The organism is Nocardioides sp. NPDC087217, from assembly GCF_044744805.1.
Classification (GTDB): Bacteria; Actinomycetota; Actinomycetes; order Propionibacteriales; family Nocardioidaceae; genus Nocardioides.
In genome coordinates, this window is sequence record NZ_JBIUZB010000003.1 from 179,156 (window position 1) to 195,093 (window position 15,938).

At 71.4% G+C, this 15,938-nt stretch carries 16 protein-coding genes; 8 read left to right on the forward strand and 8 right to left on the reverse strand.

The genetic code is table 11. The features are described from left to right. The first annotated feature begins 16 nt into the window (after positions 1-16). Genes ACIO3S_RS15195 through ACIO3S_RS15205 form a run of 3 tightly spaced genes read left to right on the forward strand, consistent with a single transcriptional unit; the run spans position 17 to position 4,646 of the window. A complete protein-coding gene (locus ACIO3S_RS15195) occupies positions 17-2,683 on the forward strand; it encodes a LuxR C-terminal-related transcriptional regulator (RefSeq protein WP_400465047.1) in 2,667 nt (888 codons plus the stop codon). Continuing rightward, the gene (locus ACIO3S_RS15200) at positions 2,680-3,918 is read left to right on the forward strand and encodes a benzoate/H(+) symporter BenE family transporter (protein WP_400465050.1); all 1,239 of its coding nucleotides are present in this window, start codon (positions 2,680-2,682) and stop codon (positions 3,916-3,918) included. Before ACIO3S_RS15195 ends, ACIO3S_RS15200 begins: the two co-directional genes overlap by 4 nt. Then, the gene (locus ACIO3S_RS15205) at positions 3,915-4,646 is read left to right on the forward strand and encodes an alpha/beta hydrolase family protein (RefSeq protein WP_400465053.1); all 732 of its coding nucleotides are present in this window, start codon (positions 3,915-3,917) and stop codon (positions 4,644-4,646) included. The genes ACIO3S_RS15200 and ACIO3S_RS15205 overlap by 4 nt, the downstream gene beginning before the upstream one ends. Here the strand turns inward: ACIO3S_RS15205 and chrA are convergent. Then, a complete protein-coding gene (gene chrA / locus ACIO3S_RS15210; RefSeq protein WP_400465056.1) occupies positions 4,633-5,997 on the reverse strand; it encodes a chromate efflux transporter in 1,365 nt (454 codons plus the stop codon). The two genes, ACIO3S_RS15205 and chrA, sit on opposite strands and share 14 nt — an antisense overlap. Before the next feature lie 36 nt (positions 5,998-6,033). Further along, positions 6,034-6,747, reverse strand: a complete 714-nt coding sequence (locus ACIO3S_RS15215) for an aquaporin (RefSeq protein WP_400465059.1) — start codon at positions 6,745-6,747, stop codon at positions 6,034-6,036. A gap of 46 nt (positions 6,748-6,793) precedes the next feature. On the opposite strand from ACIO3S_RS15215, the gene ACIO3S_RS15220 reads away from it, so the two are divergent. Next, a complete protein-coding gene (locus tag ACIO3S_RS15220) occupies positions 6,794-7,465 on the forward strand; it encodes an ArsR family transcriptional regulator (protein WP_400465062.1) in 672 nt (223 codons plus the stop codon). A 44-nt stretch (positions 7,466-7,509) separates the two neighbouring features. Continuing rightward, positions 7,510-7,959, forward strand: a complete 450-nt coding sequence (locus ACIO3S_RS15225) for an arsenate reductase ArsC (protein ID WP_400465065.1) — start codon at positions 7,510-7,512, stop codon at positions 7,957-7,959. On the opposite strand, the gene ACIO3S_RS15230 is transcribed toward ACIO3S_RS15225, so the two are convergent. Next, a complete protein-coding gene (locus ACIO3S_RS15230; protein WP_400465067.1) occupies positions 7,946-9,268 on the reverse strand; it encodes an NAD(P)-binding domain-containing protein in 1,323 nt (440 codons plus the stop codon). The two genes, ACIO3S_RS15225 and ACIO3S_RS15230, sit on opposite strands and share 14 nt — an antisense overlap. An 89-nt stretch (positions 9,269-9,357) precedes the next feature. Here ACIO3S_RS15230 and ACIO3S_RS15235 point away from each other — a divergent pair, with 89 nt between their 5' ends. Continuing rightward, complete coding sequence (locus tag ACIO3S_RS15235; protein WP_400465070.1) at positions 9,358-9,705, forward strand: ArsR/SmtB family transcription factor; 348 nt, start codon at positions 9,358-9,360, stop codon at positions 9,703-9,705. Positions 9,706-9,714: 9 nt separating this feature from the next. Here the strand turns inward: ACIO3S_RS15235 and ACIO3S_RS15240 are convergent, their stop codons facing one another. Continuing rightward, complete coding sequence (locus tag ACIO3S_RS15240) at positions 9,715-10,173, reverse strand: MarR family winged helix-turn-helix transcriptional regulator (RefSeq protein ID WP_400465073.1); 459 nt, start codon at positions 10,171-10,173, stop codon at positions 9,715-9,717. A gap of 57 nt (positions 10,174-10,230) precedes the next feature. Here ACIO3S_RS15240 and ACIO3S_RS15245 point away from each other — a divergent pair, with 57 nt between their 5' ends. Next, positions 10,231-10,566, forward strand: a complete 336-nt coding sequence (locus ACIO3S_RS15245; RefSeq protein ID WP_400465076.1) for a hypothetical protein — start codon at positions 10,231-10,233, stop codon at positions 10,564-10,566. A 53-nt stretch (positions 10,567-10,619) separates the two neighbouring features. Here ACIO3S_RS15245 and ACIO3S_RS15250 read toward each other — a convergent pair whose 3' ends face one another. Both ACIO3S_RS15250 and ACIO3S_RS15255 read right to left on the reverse strand, forming a co-directional pair. After that, on the reverse strand, positions 10,620-12,203 hold the full coding sequence (locus ACIO3S_RS15250; protein ID WP_160027565.1) for a 4-hydroxyphenylacetate 3-hydroxylase N-terminal domain-containing protein: 1,584 nt from the start codon (positions 12,201-12,203) through the stop codon (positions 10,620-10,622). Positions 12,204-12,236: 33 nt separating this feature from the next. Then, positions 12,237-12,812, reverse strand: coding sequence for a flavin reductase family protein (locus ACIO3S_RS15255; RefSeq protein WP_160027567.1), 576 nt, complete (start codon positions 12,810-12,812; stop codon positions 12,237-12,239). Between the two features lie 190 nt (positions 12,813-13,002). On the opposite strand from ACIO3S_RS15255, the gene ACIO3S_RS15260 reads away from it, so the two are divergent. Next, entirely contained in the window at positions 13,003-13,944 is a 942-nt protein-coding gene (locus ACIO3S_RS15260; protein ID WP_400465079.1) for an AraC family transcriptional regulator, read from the forward strand. 105 nt (positions 13,945-14,049) lie between these two features. Here ACIO3S_RS15260 and ACIO3S_RS15265 read toward each other — a convergent pair whose 3' ends face one another. Both ACIO3S_RS15265 and ACIO3S_RS15270 read right to left on the reverse strand, forming a co-directional pair. Continuing rightward, positions 14,050-14,940, reverse strand: coding sequence for a LysR family transcriptional regulator (locus ACIO3S_RS15265; protein WP_400465081.1), 891 nt, complete (start codon positions 14,938-14,940; stop codon positions 14,050-14,052). A 175-nt stretch (positions 14,941-15,115) separates the two neighbouring features. Next, a complete protein-coding gene (locus ACIO3S_RS15270; RefSeq protein ID WP_400465084.1) occupies positions 15,116-15,934 on the reverse strand; it encodes a YceI family protein in 819 nt (272 codons plus the stop codon). Positions 15,935-15,938 lie beyond the last annotated feature (4 nt).

Genomic DNA, 15,938 nt, shown 5'->3' on the forward strand with positions numbered 1-15,938 from the left:
GGCCTAGGGTGTGACCGTGCTCATAGAACGAGCTGGGTGTGTCGGTCGCGAGGACGAGCTCGTGGAGCTCACCTCGCGGCTGGCCCGCACCCGCACCTCCGGCTCCGCCGCCGTACTCGTCCTCGGCGACCCGGGGCTGGGGAAGACCGCGCTGCTGCGCGGCCTGGCGGACCGGGTCGCGACGCCGGCGCTGAGGGCCCGCGCCGGCGCGTGGGAGCAGGACTCGCCCGGAGCGGTGCTGCGCCAGCTGCTCGGGGAGGAGCCGCCGGCCGACCCGGTCGCCGCGGCGGATGCCCTGGTCGCGCGGTCCCTGGCGGGGTGTGCCGAGGAGCCCGGAATGATCCTGGTCGACGACGCCGACCTCGCCGACACGTTCTCGCTGCAGGCGATCGCCTCCGCGCTGCGCCGGCACCGCGACGCACCGGTGCTCGTGGTGCTCTCAGCCACCCGCAGCACCGCGTTCCTCGGCGAGATCGCCGCCGAGACCGTACGCATCGAGGGGCTGGACGCGGCCGCGGTCGGCGAGCTCGCCTCGCTGCGCGGACGGGTCCTGCACCCGTCGATGGCGGAGGTCCTCACCCGCCACACGGCGGGCAGCCCGCGCGACGCGGTCGCGCTGCTCGACGAGCTCCCACCGACCCGCTGGGCACGGCCCGACACGCAGCTGCCCGCCCCGGTCCACGTACGCGACGAGGTCCAGGTCGCCCTCGCCGGGTGCGGCGCCGATGGACGCGCCCTCGCCGAGGCCTTCGCGATCCTGGGGGAGGACGCGTCGCTGGGCCAGGCCGCGGCCCTCGCCGGCCTCGAGGACCCGCTCTCCGCGGTCGACGCCCTGGCCTCGGCCGGGCTCGTCGAGACGACCCGCGACCACCGCCCCCGCTGGCGTACGCCGCTGGTCGGCGTCGCCGTGCTGGCGACGATGGGCGCTCGCCGGGCCGCCGACGCGCACCAGCGCGCCGCCGCGATCGTCGACGACGAGGTCCGCCGGGCCCGGCACCTCGTCGCTGCCACCCCGCTTCCAGACGCCGAGCTCGCCGACGAGGTCGCCCGGCTCGCCCAGCGGCGCGGGGACGAGGGCGCCTGGGCGGAGGCCGCGGCCCTCTACCGTGACTCCAGCCGGCTCACCGAGGACCCGGTGCGGCGCGACGACCGGCTGATCCACTCCGTCGACGCGCTGGTCGCGGCGGGTGACGGCATGGGCGCCGCGGCGCTGGTGCCCGTCGTCGAGAGTCTGCGCGAGACGCCCCTGCGCGATGCGGTGCTCGCCTATCTGGCGATCCTGCGCGGCCGCGCCACCGAGGCCGAGGTGCGGCTCAAGCGCGCCTGGGACATCGTCAACGCCGACCGGGAGCCGGAGACCGCCGCGCTGATCGCCACCCGGCACGTGCTGCACTCGCTGGCGCTGTGCCGCGGCGACGAGCTGGTCACCTGGGCCGACCGGGCGATCTCGCTAGCCGGCCGGGACTCGGCGGCGGGCGTCGAGGCGGCGGCGATCCGCGGGCTCGGCCTGGCGATGGCCGGCCGGTTCGAGGACGCCCACGAGGCGTACGCCCTGGCGGCGCGCCGCGTCGGGCACAGCGCCCAGACCCAGCGGGTCACCATGGGTCGCGGCTGGCTCGACGTACTCTCCGACGAGCCCGACGAGGCCCGCAGCCGACTGGAGGGCGTCACCGACCCGCGGGTCCTCGGCGGTTCGACCCGGATCTCGATGTGGGCCCTGGCCTGGCTGGCACGGGTGCAGTTCCTGACCGGTGAGGGCGACGCGGCCCTGCAGACGGTCGCGGCCGGCCGGGCGCTGGCCGCCGAGTCGGGCATCGCCCTGGTCACCCCGCTGTTGGAGTGGACGGCCACCGAGACCCACCTGCTGCGCGGCAGCTGGGAGGAGGCGGCCCGCACCGCCCGCGCCGCCGAGATCGGGGCGCAGGGCTACGAGATCATGCGCGTCCCCGCGCTGCTCGCCCGCGCCCACATCGCCGAGGCCCGCAGCGACTTCCGTGCGGTCCTCCGTATCCTCGAGCCGCTCACCCAGGCCCCGGCCGGAAGCGCGCTGACCGAGCCGGCGATCTGGCCCTGGGCCGAGACGTACGCCGCCGCGCTGATCGCGGAGGGCCGCTTGGACGAGGCTGATGAGTTCCTCCGCCCGCACGAGGCTCGCGCTCGGGAGGAGCAGCACCGCTCCGCCCAGGCCAGGCTGGCCACGGCCCGGGGCCGCTGGCACGGCGCGCGTGGCGACCTCGCCGGGGTCCGGGACACGTTCGACCGCGCGCTCGGTCTGCTCGACGGGCTGCCGCTGCGCTACGAGCGCGCCCGGGTCACCTTCGCCTACGGCCAGGCGCTGCGCCGTGCCGGCCGCCGTCGCGACGCCGAGGCGCTGCTCTCCTCCGCGCGCGATCTGTGGGACGGGATCGGGGCGCTGACCTACGTCGACGCCGCCCAGCGCGAGCTGCGCGCCGGGGGAGTGCGGGCGCCGCGTGGTCAGCGTGGCCCGGTGGACCTGACCCCGCAGGAGGAGACCGTCGCGCAGATGGTCGCCTCGGGGCTCTCCAACCGCGAGGTGGCCGCGCAGCTGTTCGTCTCGCCCAAGACCGTGCAGTACCACCTGACCCGCATCTACGCGAAGCTCGGCGTCCGCAGCCGGACCGAGCTCGCGGCGATGGCGGCCGAGCCGACGGAGGAGCCATGAGCACCGAGCTCGACGATCTCGACGTCCGCGAGCCCCGGCCCGGTCTGCGTCGCGACCTGGGCCGTCACGAGCTGGTCAACGGCTTCATCGGCTTCCTCTTCTCCTGCACCGGCCCGGTCGCGGTGATTCTCGCCGTGGGCCAGGGTGCTGGGCTCTCCGCCGGTGTCGTCGCCTCGTGGGTGAGCGCGGTCTTCTGCCTCAACGGGGTGCTGACGATCATCGCCTCGCGCTGGAGCCGGCAGCCGCTGGTCTACTTCTGGACGATCCCCGGCACCGTGGTCGTCGGCCAGGCGATGGCCGCCGGCACCACCTGGCCGGAGACGGTCGGCGGCTTCATCATGGCGGCGGTGCTCCTGGTCGCCCTGGGCCTGACCCGGCAGGTCGACCGGGTCATGCACCTGCTGCCGATGCCGATCGTGATGGCGATGGTGGCCGGTGTCTTCCTCCGCTTCGGCACCGACCTGGTCCTCGCCGTCGACCGCGACCTGGCGATCGCCGGGCCGATGGTGGTCGCCTTCGTCGCCGTCAGCGCCGTCCCACGGCTCGCGCGCTGGCTCCCGGCGGTGCTGGTCGCGCTCGCCGTCGGCGCGGTCGCGGTGAGCCTTGCCGACCGACCGGCCGTCGAGGTCTCCGGCCGCTGGCTCATCGACCCGGTCTGGACCACGCCGACCTTCACCGGGTCCGCGTTCATCGAGCTCACCATCCCGCTGCTGATCACCGTCCTCGTCGTCCAGAACGGCCAGGGCATGGCGGTCCTGCGAGCCGCCGGCCATGACCCGCGGATGAACCAGGTGACCGGCTGGTGCGGGGTGACCTCCCTGGTCGCGGCTCCCTTCGGCGGCGTGTCCACCTGCCTGGCCGGGCCGACCAACGCACTGGTCACCGCCTCGGGCGAGCGGCGACGGCACTATGCCGCGGCGATCTGGTGCGGCGTACTCGCGATCGGGTTCGGCCTGCTCGCCCCCGGCATGGTCCGGGTCATCACCACCATGCCCGAGGCGTACGTCGCCGTGCTGGGCGGCCTGGCCATGCTCAAGCCGCTCCAGGGCGCCTTCCAGACCGCCTTCAGCGGGCCCTACGTCACCGGCGCGCTGGTCACCTTCCTGGTGACCGTCGCCGACATCACCGTCTTCAACATCGGCTCCGCCTTCTGGGGGCTGGTGGTCGGTGTCGCGGTCAGCGTGCTGCTCGACCGCGACCACCGAGACAGCCGCAACAGCGAGGAGAAGTCATGACGACCACCGACACCACCTACCCCGATGCGACGATGCGCTACGGCGCCACCGCCCGTCAGGTCGCCGACGTCTTCGAGCCGGCGCAGGCGACCGACTCCCTCGTGCTGCTGCTCCACGGCGGGATGTGGCGCGACTCCGACCGGATGCGCACCTGGTCCGCCGGCCGGGCGCTCGCCGAGGCCGGTCATCTGACCGCGACGGTGGAGTACCGGCACGGACCCGGCCAGTGGCGGCAGGCCTTCGACGACGTCGAGACCGCGATCGAGTCGATCCAGCTCAGCGGCCGGGAGTGGACCATCCACAACGACGCACCCCGCCGGATCACCCTGGTCGGACACTCCTCCGGCGGCCAGCTCGCCCTGTGGGCGGCCTCCCGCGCGGGCACCCTCGTCACCGGCGTCGTGGCCCTGGCCCCCGCCGCCGCGCTGGCCGCGATGAGCCAGGACGGCCTCGGCGACGGCGCGGTCGAGGAGTTCCTCGGTGGCACCCCGTCCGATTCCCCCGACTCGTATGCAGCCGCCGACCCACTCGGCCTCGCCCCTCAGGTCCCGGTGCGGGTTCTGCACGGCGCCGCCGACACCGTGATCCCGCTCGCGATCTCCGAGCGCTATGCGGCAGCACACCCCGGCGTACGCCTGGAGGTCGTCGACGACGCCGACCACGCAGCCTGGGGCGACCCGACCTCGACGGCCTGGCCGCGCCTGCTCACCGCCGTCAGAGAGGTATGAGGGTCGAGGCGAGTCCGAGGACCGCGCACGCGCCGAGGGTCCGCATGGTGCTCCATTTGCGCCAGAAGACGAGTGCGATCGCCACCGCGGTGATGGCGAACGCGATCGGGTCCCATGAAGACAGGACCGGAAGATCCAGGTCGATCGGCCCCCACGCCAGGGTGCGGGAGCGGTCGAACAGCGTGTGCAGCGCGAAGAACAGCGCGAGGTTGGCGATCACGCCGACCACCGCCGCGGTGATCCCGGTGAGCGCCGCGGTGAGGTGCTGGTTGTTCCGAAGTCGCTCGACATAGGGAGCGCCCAGGAAGATGAACAGGAAGCAGGGGACGAAGGTCACCCAGGTCACCAGCAGCGACGCGATCACGGCGGCCACCCACGGGTCGAGGGAGCCCGGGTTGCGGTAGGCGCCCACGAAGGCGACGAACTGCACGACCATGATCAGCGGTCCCGGTGTCGTCTCGGCGAGCGCGAGACCACGGACCATCTCGCCGGCCTTCAGCCAGCCGAAGACGTTGACGGCCTGATGGGCGACGTAGGCAAGAACCGCGTACGCGCCTCCGAAGGTGACGACGGCGGCGCCGGAGAAGAACAGGCCCTGGTCGACGAACACGCTGTCGCGGCTGAACACGATCGCCGCCAGCGCCACCGGGGCGAACCACAGCACAAGGCCCAGGACGAGGGTCTTCAGGCCGCGGACCTTCGACGGTGCGTCGTGGTGCAGGGCGTCATCGCTGATCAGCGGCTCGGGGCCGTCGTCCGTGCTGCCGTGACCCTTGCTCCGGGTGAAGGCGGGGACCCGCGTGCCGGCCAGCCAGCCGAGTAGAGCCGCGACCACGATCACGACCGGGAACGGGACCTTGAAGACGGTCAGTGCGACGAACGAGGCGATCGCCATCGCCACCAGGATCGGATGGTGCAATGCCCGCGTGCCCACGCGTTGCACCGCCTGGACCACGATTGCGATGACCGCGGGCGCGAGGCCGGCGAAGAGCCCGGCCACCAGCGCGGTGGAGCCTGCGCCGACGTACAGAGCCGAGAGGGCGAGGAGCGCGACGACGCCGGGCAGCACGAACAGGACGCCGGCGATGAACCCGCCGAGGGTGCCGTTGAGCAGCCAGCCGACGTAGATGGCCAGCTGCTGGGCCTCGGGGCCGGGCAGCAGCATGCAGTAGTTGAGGGCATGGAGGAACCGCTGCTGTCCGATCCAGCGCTTGTCATCGACCAGCTTGTGCTGCATGACCGCGATCTGACCCGCGGGCCCGCCGAAGGTCTGCAAGGAGATCGCGAACCACGCGCGGGTCGCCTCCCGTAGCGGGATGACGTCGTTGGTGCGTGCGTTCTCGAGCGTCATGGCGTGTCCGTTCCGGTGGGCAGGGCAGGTCGCGGCTCAGGGATGCGGGACGACGACGTCGTCGGCCTTGTCGCCGGCACCAGGGTAGAGAACCAGGATCAGGAGTACGCCGACGACCAGGCCCACGAGCTGCGCGAGGATGAACGGAGCCACCGAGCCGGGAGCGATGCCTGCGAAGGTGTCGGAGAAGACCCGGCCGATCGTGACCGCCGGGTTGGCGAACGAGGTGGAGCTGGTGAACCAGTAGGCCGCGCCGATGTAGCCGCCGACCGCGGGTGCCGCCAGGGCGCCGCGGTCGCTGCGTACGAGGGCGAAGATCAGGGCCACCAGGCCGGCGGTGGCGACGATCTCGGCGACGAGGTGGCCGCCGGTGGCCCGGTCCTTGGTCGAGATCGCCTGGTCGACGTCGAACATCACGTTGGCCAGCAACGCACCACCGATCCCGCCCGCGACCTGCGCCACCACGTAGGCGCCGACCTCGGCGAGCGAGAGCCCCTTGCCGGCCCGGCGCCCGAGGAACCAGTCGGCAAGCGAGACCACCGGGTTGAAGTGTGCGCCTGAGACCGGGCCGAACATCAGGATCAGCGCGGCCAGGCCGAAGACGGTCGCCATCGAGTTCTCCAGAAGCTGCAGGCCCACGTCGTCGGGGGAGAGCTGCTCGGCGGCGATGCCCGAGCCGACGACCACGGCGACCAGCAGGGCGGTGCCCAGGAATTCGGCCAGCAGACGGCGCGGGAGGGAAGAGATCACGGTCGCATTCTTGACGTTCGACGATTACTCAGTCAACATTGAGTCAATGGAGGTTGAGAGACAGCCGGAGCTGGAACGCCGGGCGAAGATACACGCAGCGCTCGGTGATCCGGTGCGACTTCGGATCGTCGACAGCCTCCAGATGAGTGATGCCTCCCCCACAGAGCTCGCCGGGATGCTGAATGTCTCGTCGAACTTGTTTGCTCACCACGTGCAGACCCTGGTGAGCGCAGGTGTCGTGTCCCGTCATCATTCCGAGGGCGACGGGAGACGTACCTACCTGCACCTCGAGCAGGACGCGCTCGAGAGCCTGGGCACCGCATCCCCCGTGGCGGTGCCCAGGCGTGTCCTGTTCGTGTGCACCGGCAATTCGGCCAGATCGCATCTGGCCGCGGCGCTGTGGCGCCAGGTCAGCACGATCCCGGCCGCCTCTGCCGGCACCCATCCCGCCGAGCAGATCAACCCGGGTGCGGTCGAGGTCGCGACCCGCCACGACCTGGAGCTCCCCATCGTCGATCCTCGTCATCTCGACGATGTGCTGGACCCGGACGATCTGGTGGTCACCGTGTGCGACCGCGCGCATGAGACCCCGAAGGTCGCCGGCGAGCTGCACTGGTCGATCCCCGACCCGGTGGGCAGGGGCCCTGAGGCCTTCGACGCTGCGTACGTCGAGCTGGAGCACCGGATTCGGACGCTCGCTTCCCGTTTCGACTCCTGATTTCGACTCCTGACCCCACACCCCCCACGCAAGGAGAACCACTGATGAACACCGACGGATCAGCGGCCGAGGCCAAGCCCGCCGTCCTCTTTCTCTGTGTCGAGAACGCCGGCCGCTCGCAGATGGCCCTCGGCTTCTTCGCCCACTACGCCGGTGTCCAGGCGATCGGCTGGTCCGGGGGCTCGGCTCCGGCCGCCGCCATCAACCCGGTCGCGGTCCAGGCCATGGGTGAGCTCGGGATCGACATCTCCGGTGAGTTCCCCAAGCCCTGGACCGACGAGGTCGTCCGGAGCGCAGACGTGGTCATCACGATGGGGTGTGGCGACTCGTGCCCGTTCTACCCCGGCAAGCGCTACGACGACTGGAAGGTCACCGACCCGAAGGGCGGCGGCATCGAGCACGTGCGCGGCATCCGCGACGAGATCGAGCAGCGAGTGCTCACCCTGCTCGGCGAGCTCGGCGTGACCCCGGAGCGCTCGATCACGAGAGAGTGATCGGCGCCCGGCTGATCGTGAAGATCTCCTCGCTCGGAGCTGTCGGGCCACAGCAGCCGCCACCGCTCGTGCTCTCCGGGTCGTCGAAGACCCCGGCGCCGCCGCAGACCCCGGTGTCGGGGAGCTCGAGCTCCACCCGGGCGGCCGCGTCGTGGTCCCCGGCGAGCTCGGCGACCACGCTGCGTACCTGCTCGTAGCCGGTCATCGCGAGGAAGGTCGGCGCGCGACCGTAGGACTTCATCCCGACGAGGTAGAGGTCGGGCTCGGGCTGGGCGAGGTCCTTGGCGCCGGTCGCGCTGACCGAGCCGCAGGAGTGCAGGTTGGGATCGATCTGGACCGCGATGTTGCGGGGCGCCTCCAGCGTCGGGTCGAGGTCGAGGCGCATCTCGCTGAGGAAGCCGAGGTCGGGACGGTAGCCGGTGAGCACGACGATCTGGTCGGCCTCGATGGCGCGCCCGTCCTCGGCGATGACGGTGCCGCCGTCCACCCGCTCCGTGCGGAACCCGGTCACCAGCTCGACCGAGCCGTCCTGGACCGCCTTCCTCGCGCGTACGCCGAGGGCGCCCCGCTCCGGGAGCTCGTCGGCCTCGCCGCCACCGAAGGTGTTCGTCGAGACCGCGCGGCGGATCGCCCAGGTGATCCTCGTTCCCGGGTGGTCCTTGGCGATGGCGGTGAGCTCGTTGACGGCGTTGAACGCGGAGTCACCCGCGCCGATCACGACCGTGTGCCGGCCGGCGTACGCCTCGGGGTGAGCGCGGTCCGGGACGGCGTAGCCGAGCGCACCGACGGCGTGCGCCGCACGCTCCCCGAGCGCCGGGAGCCCGTCGGCCCCGGCCGGGTTGGGCCGGCGCCAGGTGCCGGAGGCGTCGATGACGGCCCGCGCCTCGATGCGCTCGTCGGCGCCATCCGCACCGGTCACGTGCAGGACGAAAGGCTGCTCGGCACGGTCGGTGTCGACGAGGCGGTCACGGCCCTTGCGGGAGACGCCGGTGACCGTGGCGCCGTAGCGGACGTGGTCGCCGAGGGTGTCGGCCAGCGGGGCGAGGTAGCGCTCGCGCCACTGCGCGCCGGTCGGGTACCCCTGAGTGGGCGCGGTCCAGCCGGTCGGCTCAAGGAGCCGGGCGGCGGCCTTGTCGACGAGCTCCGGCCAGGCCGAGAAGAGACGTACGTGGCCCCACTCGGCGACGGCTGCCGCAGGCTCGCTCCCTTGCTCGAGCACGAGCGGGGTGAGGCCGCGCTCGAGGAGATGGGCAGCGGCCGCGAGGCCCTGGGGGCCGGCGCCGATGACGGCAACGGGAAGGTCGGTCATGATGCTCCTCAGATTCAAGAACGTCGATATGACGGCGACCTTAGGCGACGTATCGACGTTCGTCAATATCATTCGGTAGACTCGTCCTCATGACCGTTCTTCCCGTGCTTCCGTCCGCCGCCGTCGCGTGCTGCTCGCCGGTGACCGCAGGCGTACTCGACGACGACCAGGCCGAGGCGCTGGCACGGATGTTCAAGGCGCTCGGTGACCCCAACCGGGTCAAGCTGCTCTCGATCATCGCGGCCGCTGAGGACAAGGAGGCCTGCGTCTGCGACCTCACCGAGCCGGTCGGGCTGTCCCAGCCGACGGTCTCCCATCACATGAAGCTGCTGGTCGAGGCCGGGCTCGTCACCCGTGAGCAGCGCGGCCGGTGGGCCTACTTCTCCATCGTCCCCGGCGTCCTCGACTCGCTCGCGGGCGCGCTGGCGTCCCGCTAGGCGCCCGGCTCAGCGGGTCGCTGCGGCGATGACCTCCAGCAGCCGGCGATGGAGCTCCATCAGCTCGTCGACGCTCATGTCGAGACGCTCGACGATCGCGGGCGGGATCTTCTCGGCGTCGTGGCGCAGTGCGCGCCCGCGCTCGGTCAGGACGACGGCGAGCGAGCGCTCGTCGAGCTTGTTGCGCTCGCGCCGGATGTAGTCCTGGGCCTCGAGGCGCTTCAGCAGCGGCGAGAGGGTGCCGGGGTCGAGCTGCACCTTGCGGCTCAGCTCGGAGACGCGGAGCGGCTCCTCCTCCCAGAGGGCCAGCATGACCAGATACTGCGGGTGGGTCAGCCCCATCGGCTCGAGCAGGGGTCGGTAGAGGCCGATGACGCTGCGGGCGGCGACGGCCAGGCCGAAGCAGACCTGTTGATCGAGGGCGAGCGGGTTCTCGATCTCCGAGAGGGGGTCCTTCTTCGTCGGCATGTGAGTTAGCGTACCAATAGTTGGTGCACAAACAGTTTGCCTGGTAAGTATGAGACCGTGAACGATCAACCGCGACGACCACGCCACCTGATGGACCCGGACAACCCGATCCGGCCCGTCAACGACAAGTCGCTCACTCACGTGAAGCAGTGGGTGGCGTCCGTGCTCGTCGTGTTCACCGTGGCCCACCTGGCGGTCGGGCTGGTCATCGGTGCCGTGGCGATCGACCCGGTCTACCAGAGCTCGCGGATCGGGCTGTGCATCATCGCTGGGGCCTTCGGGGTGCTGGGCCTGGCCGGCGGGTTCCTCATCCACCGGCGCAGCCCGTTCACGCCCTGGCTGGTCCTCGGTGTCCTGCCGGCAGCTGTCGGGCTCTGGTACATCCTGCGCTGAGGCCCGAATGCCGAGTCGGCGCGTTCTGACGCGCCGACTCGGCGGGTTTCTCCTCAGAACAGGTCCGGCACGGTCCAGCCGTCCAGGTCGTACTCGGCCAGGAACTCGTCGGCGAGCCCCTTCATCGCGTCCGCCCCGCCGCGGTTCTGGGCGGCGAAGAGGAGCTCGGCCTTCACGTTCTCGTGGTTGCCGGAGTAGTTGCGCTCGTAGAGCTCGTGGCGGCCGCCGAACTCGGAGCCGATCGAGTCCCACAGGGCCTTCATGACCTTGACCCGGTCGACGGCGGTGATGCCGTTGGAGCCGCGGACGTACTTGTCCAGGTACGGCCTCACCTCGGGGCTCTTGAAGTCGGCGGCGCCGGAGGGCAGGTAGATCAGCCCGGAGGCGACGTCCTGCTCGATGATCTCCTTGACCCGCGGATAGCCGTGGATCATGAACATCCGGTACGTCAGGCCGTACTCCAGCTTCGGGATGACCGCGTCGCCGACCCACGGCTCGGGGTCGCGGGCCATCGACTCGGTCAGCGACCAGAACAGGTTGCGCCAGCCGATCACCTCACCCACCCGGGTCTGTACGCCGCGGAAGCCGCCCGAGCCCGTGGCGTCGAGCGCCTTCATCAGCAGGCCGGCGATGAAGTCGAGCTTGACGGCCAGGCGGGTGCAGCCCTGGAAGGTGAACCGCGGCAGGAATCCCGACTGTGGGAAGAACGCGTTGATCCGGTCGACGTCGCCGTACATGAAGACGTTCTCCCAGGGCACGAGCACCTTGTCGAAGATGAAGATGGTGTCGTTCTCGTCCATCCGGCTCGACAACGGGTAGTCGAACGGCTCGCCGTTCTTGGCGGCCTGCTCGGTGTAGGAGGAGCGGCAGATCAGCTTGATCCCGGGGGCGTCCATCGGGACGGTGCAGATCAGCGCGAACTGCTTCTTGCGGATCGGCAGGCCGTAGTGGGCGATGAAGTTGTAGTTGGTGATCGCACTACCGGTCGCGACGACCTTGGCGCCGGAGACGATCAGGCCGGCGTCGGTCTCCTTCTCGACCTTCATGTAGACGTCGCCGACCTCGTCCGGCGGCAGCTGGCGGTCGACCGGCGGGTTGATGATCGCGTGGTTCCAGTAGAGGACCTTCTCCTGGGACTCGCGGTACCAGCGCTCGGCGTTGTCCTGGAACGGGGCGTACAGCTCCTTGTTGGCGTGCAGGGTGCCGAGGAAGCTGGCCTTGTAGTCGGGGGAGCGGCCCATCCAGCCGTACGTCATCCGGGCCCAGCGTGCGATCGCGTCGCGCTCCTTGAGCAGGTCGGCCGAGGACGTCGGGGTCTTGAAGAACGGCATCGTGATGCCGCCGTTGCCGGTGTCGGTCGGCACGGTGAGCTCGTCGACGTGCGGGCCGGTGTGCAGCGCGTCGTAGAGGCGCGCGGTCATCCGCACCGGGTTGCGGAAGGCCGGGTGCGTGGTGACGTCCTCGACCCGCTCGCCGTGCAGGTAGATCTCCCGGCCGTCGCGCAGGCTCTCGATGTACTCGTCGCCGGTCATCGGCCGGGAGGCGAAGTTGGTCTGCTGGTTGGCGGGCGAGCCGGCGGCCGGATTGACGGTCGGCGGTCCGTCGGGCTGGGTCTCCGGGGCGAGGGTGTCGGTCATGGTTTCTCCTTGGTCTGGCTTTCAGGGTTGGGATCAGTAGTGGGTGGATCGCGGGATCGCGGGGACATCGAGGGCGGTGAACGACGTGGTCGCGTCGAACCAGCCGGTGCTCGGGTCGTCCTGGCAGCCGAGCCAGACGACCTCGGAGGACGGGTTGCCGATGTGGTGGAAGGCGCTGTCGTGGAAGAGCAGCGGCTTGCGGTCGGTGGTGATCACCTCGACGACCTCTCCGAGGAACAGCAGGTGGTCCCCGCCGTCGTCGGTACGCCACGGGCGGCACACCAGCGTCGCGGCCGTCCCGCCCAGCCGCGGCGCGGTCGCGCCCTCACGCCAGGGGAGCGGATCGCTGCCCGGACGCCCGGCGAAGTGCATGGCGACATCGCTCTGGTCGTCGGCGAGGACGTTGACCGCGAAGGCCTCGCCCTCGAGATAGGCGGCCGCCTTGGACGTACGCGTCAGGGCGACCTGCACGAGCGGCGGGTCCAGCGAGATCGGGGTGAAGGCCGTGACCGTGGCGCCGTGGTGGGCGCCGTCCGGGGTGCGGCAGGTGATCACGGTGACGCCGGTCGCGAAGCGGCCGAAGGTCGACCGCAGGGTGCGTGGGTCCATGGAGCTCCTCCTTCGTCGGGGCCGCAGATGTGTGGCGGCGGTCACGTCGGAGGACGACGCTAGATCCGGATCACGAGGGCGGCGATCCGCTGGGCGAACGGGCTGTCCGGATTGCGCACCGGGTTTCCGGACGCTCTCGGCGACGGCCCGATGCGCTGTTAATGTGAAGGACGTCACTAGGGGGTGGCAGATGAGCACCGGCACTCTCACCGCATCATCCGGGTCGTCCGGCGACATGGAGAGCTTCTCCGACGAGGTCGCCCGGGCGTACTTCCCGCATGCCCTGACCATGCGCGGCCGGCCCGCGTGCCCGGCTGAGCTGCGTGCGGTCGACCTCGGCCCCGTCCGGCTGACCCGGATCGGCTGGGGTGCGGAGGTGTCGGTGGAGTCGGACCATCCCGGCGCCTGGGCGGTCAACGTCCCGCGCAGCGGTGTGCTCGAGGCCAACGTCGGTGGCGCCCACGTGCTCTCGCTCGACGGCCAGGCGACGGTGTGCCCTCCCGACCGGCCGACCAAGATGACGCGCTGGTCGGCCGACTGCTCGATCGTCGGGATGCGGGTCGACCGTGACTACCTGGTCGAGGAGGTCGCGGCCCTGGTCGGCCTGCACACCGACCGGTTGCCCGCTCAGCTCGACCTGCGTGCCCATGGCGCCCGCGCCTGGATCGGCCTGCTCGGCTCGCTCGGCACCGAGGCGATGCGCAACCCGGCGCTGGTGGGCGACGAGAGGGTGCGCCGCCGGCTGGCCGGGACGCTGACCGCGGCCTTCGTCGCCGCCTGCTTCCCCGAAGAGCCGGCCGTCGGCTCCGTCCGGCCCCGGATCGTTTCCCGCGTCGTCGAGGCCATGGAGGCCGACCCGGCGCGCGAATGGGCCGCCTCCGATCTCGCCCGCGAGGCCGACGTCGGCATCCGCCGCCTCCAGCAGGGCTTCCAGCGATACCTCGGCCGCACCCCGACCCAGAAGCTGCAGGAGATCCGCCTCGAACGCGTCCACGCCGACCTCCTCGCCAGCCGCGGCGACACGGTCGCCGAGGTCGCCTACCGGTGGGGCTTCACCCACCTCGGCCGCTTCGCCGCCGCCTATCGGCAGGCCTACGGCGTGACGCCTTCGCAGACCCTGCGCTGCCGCTGACCCTCTCCGTGCCGAGTCGGCTCGTTCTGACCGAGATCCGTGCCGAGTCGGCTCGTCATGACGCGCCGACTCGGCGTCGTGCCGTCAGTTCGCGCCGACTCGGGGCTAGTCGGTGCTGAGGCCGGCCAGGATGTCCAGTGCGCGGGTGATCAGCGGACTCTCGTCGCCGGCGCGAGTGGCGGCGACGAGCTCGACGCCGGGGGTGCCGGTGAGGGGGACGTACACGACGCCCGGGACGGCGAGGGCCGCAGTGGGCTCGGGGACGATGGCGACGCCGAGACCGGCGGCCACGAAGGTGACCAGGGTGGAGGTCTCGGCGACCTCGTGGGTGATGTGGCTGCGGATCCCGGCGGAGTCGAAGAGCTCCTGGATCATCGCGTTCATCGCCGAGCGGCCGCCGCCGGCGTGGATGACGAGGCCTTCGCCGTCGAGGTCGGCGATGCGTACGCGGCGACGGCCGGCGAACCGGTGGTCCTTCGGCATCGCCACCAGCAGGTTCTCCTGGCGCAGGTGGGTGATCGAGAGGCTCCCGGAGTTGCCCGTGGGCAGCGGGCGGAGCAGGCCGAGGTCGAGGGTGCCGTCGGTGAGCGCCGCGGCCTGGTCCGGCGAGAGCATCTCGCCCCGGAATCCGAACTCGACCTCGGGCAGCTCGGCGCGCAGGGTGCGTGCCAGAGCCGGGAGCAGCGAGTAGGTCGCTGACCCGACGCACCCGATCAGCAGCCGCCCACGCCGCCCCGAGGCGATGCTGGCGGCCTCGTGGGCGGCTGCGTCCACGGCGCCGAGGATCTCCCGCGCCCGTTCCAGGTACGCAGCACCGGCCGGGGTCAGGTCGACCCGCCGCGTCGTCCTGGTGAGCAGGGTCAGCCCGAGCTCGGCCTCGAGCTGGCGGATCTGCTGCGACAGCGGCGGCTGCGCCATGTGGAGCCGCTCCGCCGCCCGGCCGAAGTGACGCTCCTCGGCGACCGCGACGAAGTAGCGAAGATGGCGCAGCTCCATGCACTCATACTCGCAGAGTCTCAGTCGCTCGGCACTGATCAGCCTGCCGAGCCGTCGCCCCCGTCGGCCGAGGCGTCACGTACGTCGGCCGAGATGGCACCGCTTTGCCAACTCGACCGACGTAGCTGACGTTTCGGCCGACGTAGCTGACGTTTCGGCTGTCGTGGGCCTCGGCTCAGGCCGGCAACGTGTCGCCCTGGACGGCCTGGATGTCCAGCTCCACCTTGAGCGTCGTGCCGATGGCGGCGATGCCGGCGGCGACGGCCTGGTTGTAGTTCATCGCGAAGTCGTCACGGCGCAGCTGAGCGGTGGCGCGGAAGGCGGCCCGGGTGCCGCCCCACGCGTCCGGGCCGGTGCCGAGGTAGGCGACGTCGAGGTCGACGGAGCGGGTCTGCCCGTGCATCGAGAGCTCTCCGTGGACGGTCCAGCGGTCCGATCCGGCCGGGGTGAGGCCGGTGGAGCGGTAGACGATCTCGGGGAACGCCTCGACATCGAGGAAGTCGCCGCTGCGAAGGTGGTCGTCGCGCATCCGGTTGCCGGTGTCGATCGAGGCGGCACGGATGACGGCCTCGACGCGTGACTTCTCCAGATGGTCCGGCGCGATCTCGACGACTCCGACGAAGTCGGTGAAGCGGCCGCGCACGCTGGAGATGCCCAGGTGCTGCGCGACCGCGCCGACGGTGGAGTGGGCGGGGTCGATCGTCCACGGCCCAGGAGCGGGGAGGGAGGTGTCTCCCTGACGGGTCAGGGTGACGGCGCCGAGCGCAGCCGTCCCCGAGGCCGTGACGATCGCGGTCGCCGCGGTGGGGGACCAGCCGATCGCGGTGACGATCGCGACGTACGGCCCGGGGGCGAGGGCGGTGTCGTCGGCGACGACACCGTCCTCGTCGGCCTCGGCGCGCAGCACCTGACCGCCGGCCGTGTCGGTGAGGGTGACGACCGCGTGCGCCACGGCCCAGCCGTCGCGGGTGCGGATCTGTGCGGTCAGTGCCATCGCG

Coding starts and splice junctions, on each gene's coding strand:
- ACIO3S_RS15200 (WP_400465050.1), top strand. CDS start 2,680: ATGAGCACCGAGCTCGACGATCTCGACGTCCGCGAGCCCCGGCCCGGT.
- ACIO3S_RS15205 (WP_400465053.1), top strand. CDS start 3,915: ATGACGACCACCGACACCACCTACCCCGATGCGACGATGCGCTACGGC.
- chrA (WP_400465056.1), bottom strand. CDS start 5,997: ATGACGCTCGAGAACGCACGCACCAACGACGTCATCCCGCTACGGGAG.
- ACIO3S_RS15220 (WP_400465062.1), top strand. CDS start 6,794: ATGGAGGTTGAGAGACAGCCGGAGCTGGAACGCCGGGCGAAGATACAC.
- ACIO3S_RS15225 (WP_400465065.1), top strand. CDS start 7,510: ATGAACACCGACGGATCAGCGGCCGAGGCCAAGCCCGCCGTCCTCTTT.
- ACIO3S_RS15230 (WP_400465067.1), bottom strand. CDS start 9,268: ATGACCGACCTTCCCGTTGCCGTCATCGGCGCCGGCCCCCAGGGCCTC.
- ACIO3S_RS15235 (WP_400465070.1), top strand. CDS start 9,358: ATGACCGTTCTTCCCGTGCTTCCGTCCGCCGCCGTCGCGTGCTGCTCG.
- ACIO3S_RS15240 (WP_400465073.1), bottom strand. CDS start 10,173: ATGCCGACGAAGAAGGACCCCCTCTCGGAGATCGAGAACCCGCTCGCC.
- ACIO3S_RS15250 (WP_160027565.1), bottom strand. CDS start 12,203: ATGACCGACACCCTCGCCCCGGAGACCCAGCCCGACGGACCGCCGACC.
- ACIO3S_RS15255 (WP_160027567.1), bottom strand. CDS start 12,812: ATGGACCCACGCACCCTGCGGTCGACCTTCGGCCGCTTCGCGACCGGC.
- ACIO3S_RS15260 (WP_400465079.1), top strand. CDS start 13,003: ATGAGCACCGGCACTCTCACCGCATCATCCGGGTCGTCCGGCGACATG.
- ACIO3S_RS15265 (WP_400465081.1), bottom strand. CDS start 14,940: ATGGAGCTGCGCCATCTTCGCTACTTCGTCGCGGTCGCCGAGGAGCGT.
- ACIO3S_RS15270 (WP_400465084.1), bottom strand. CDS start 15,934: ATGGCACTGACCGCACAGATCCGCACCCGCGACGGCTGGGCCGTGGCG.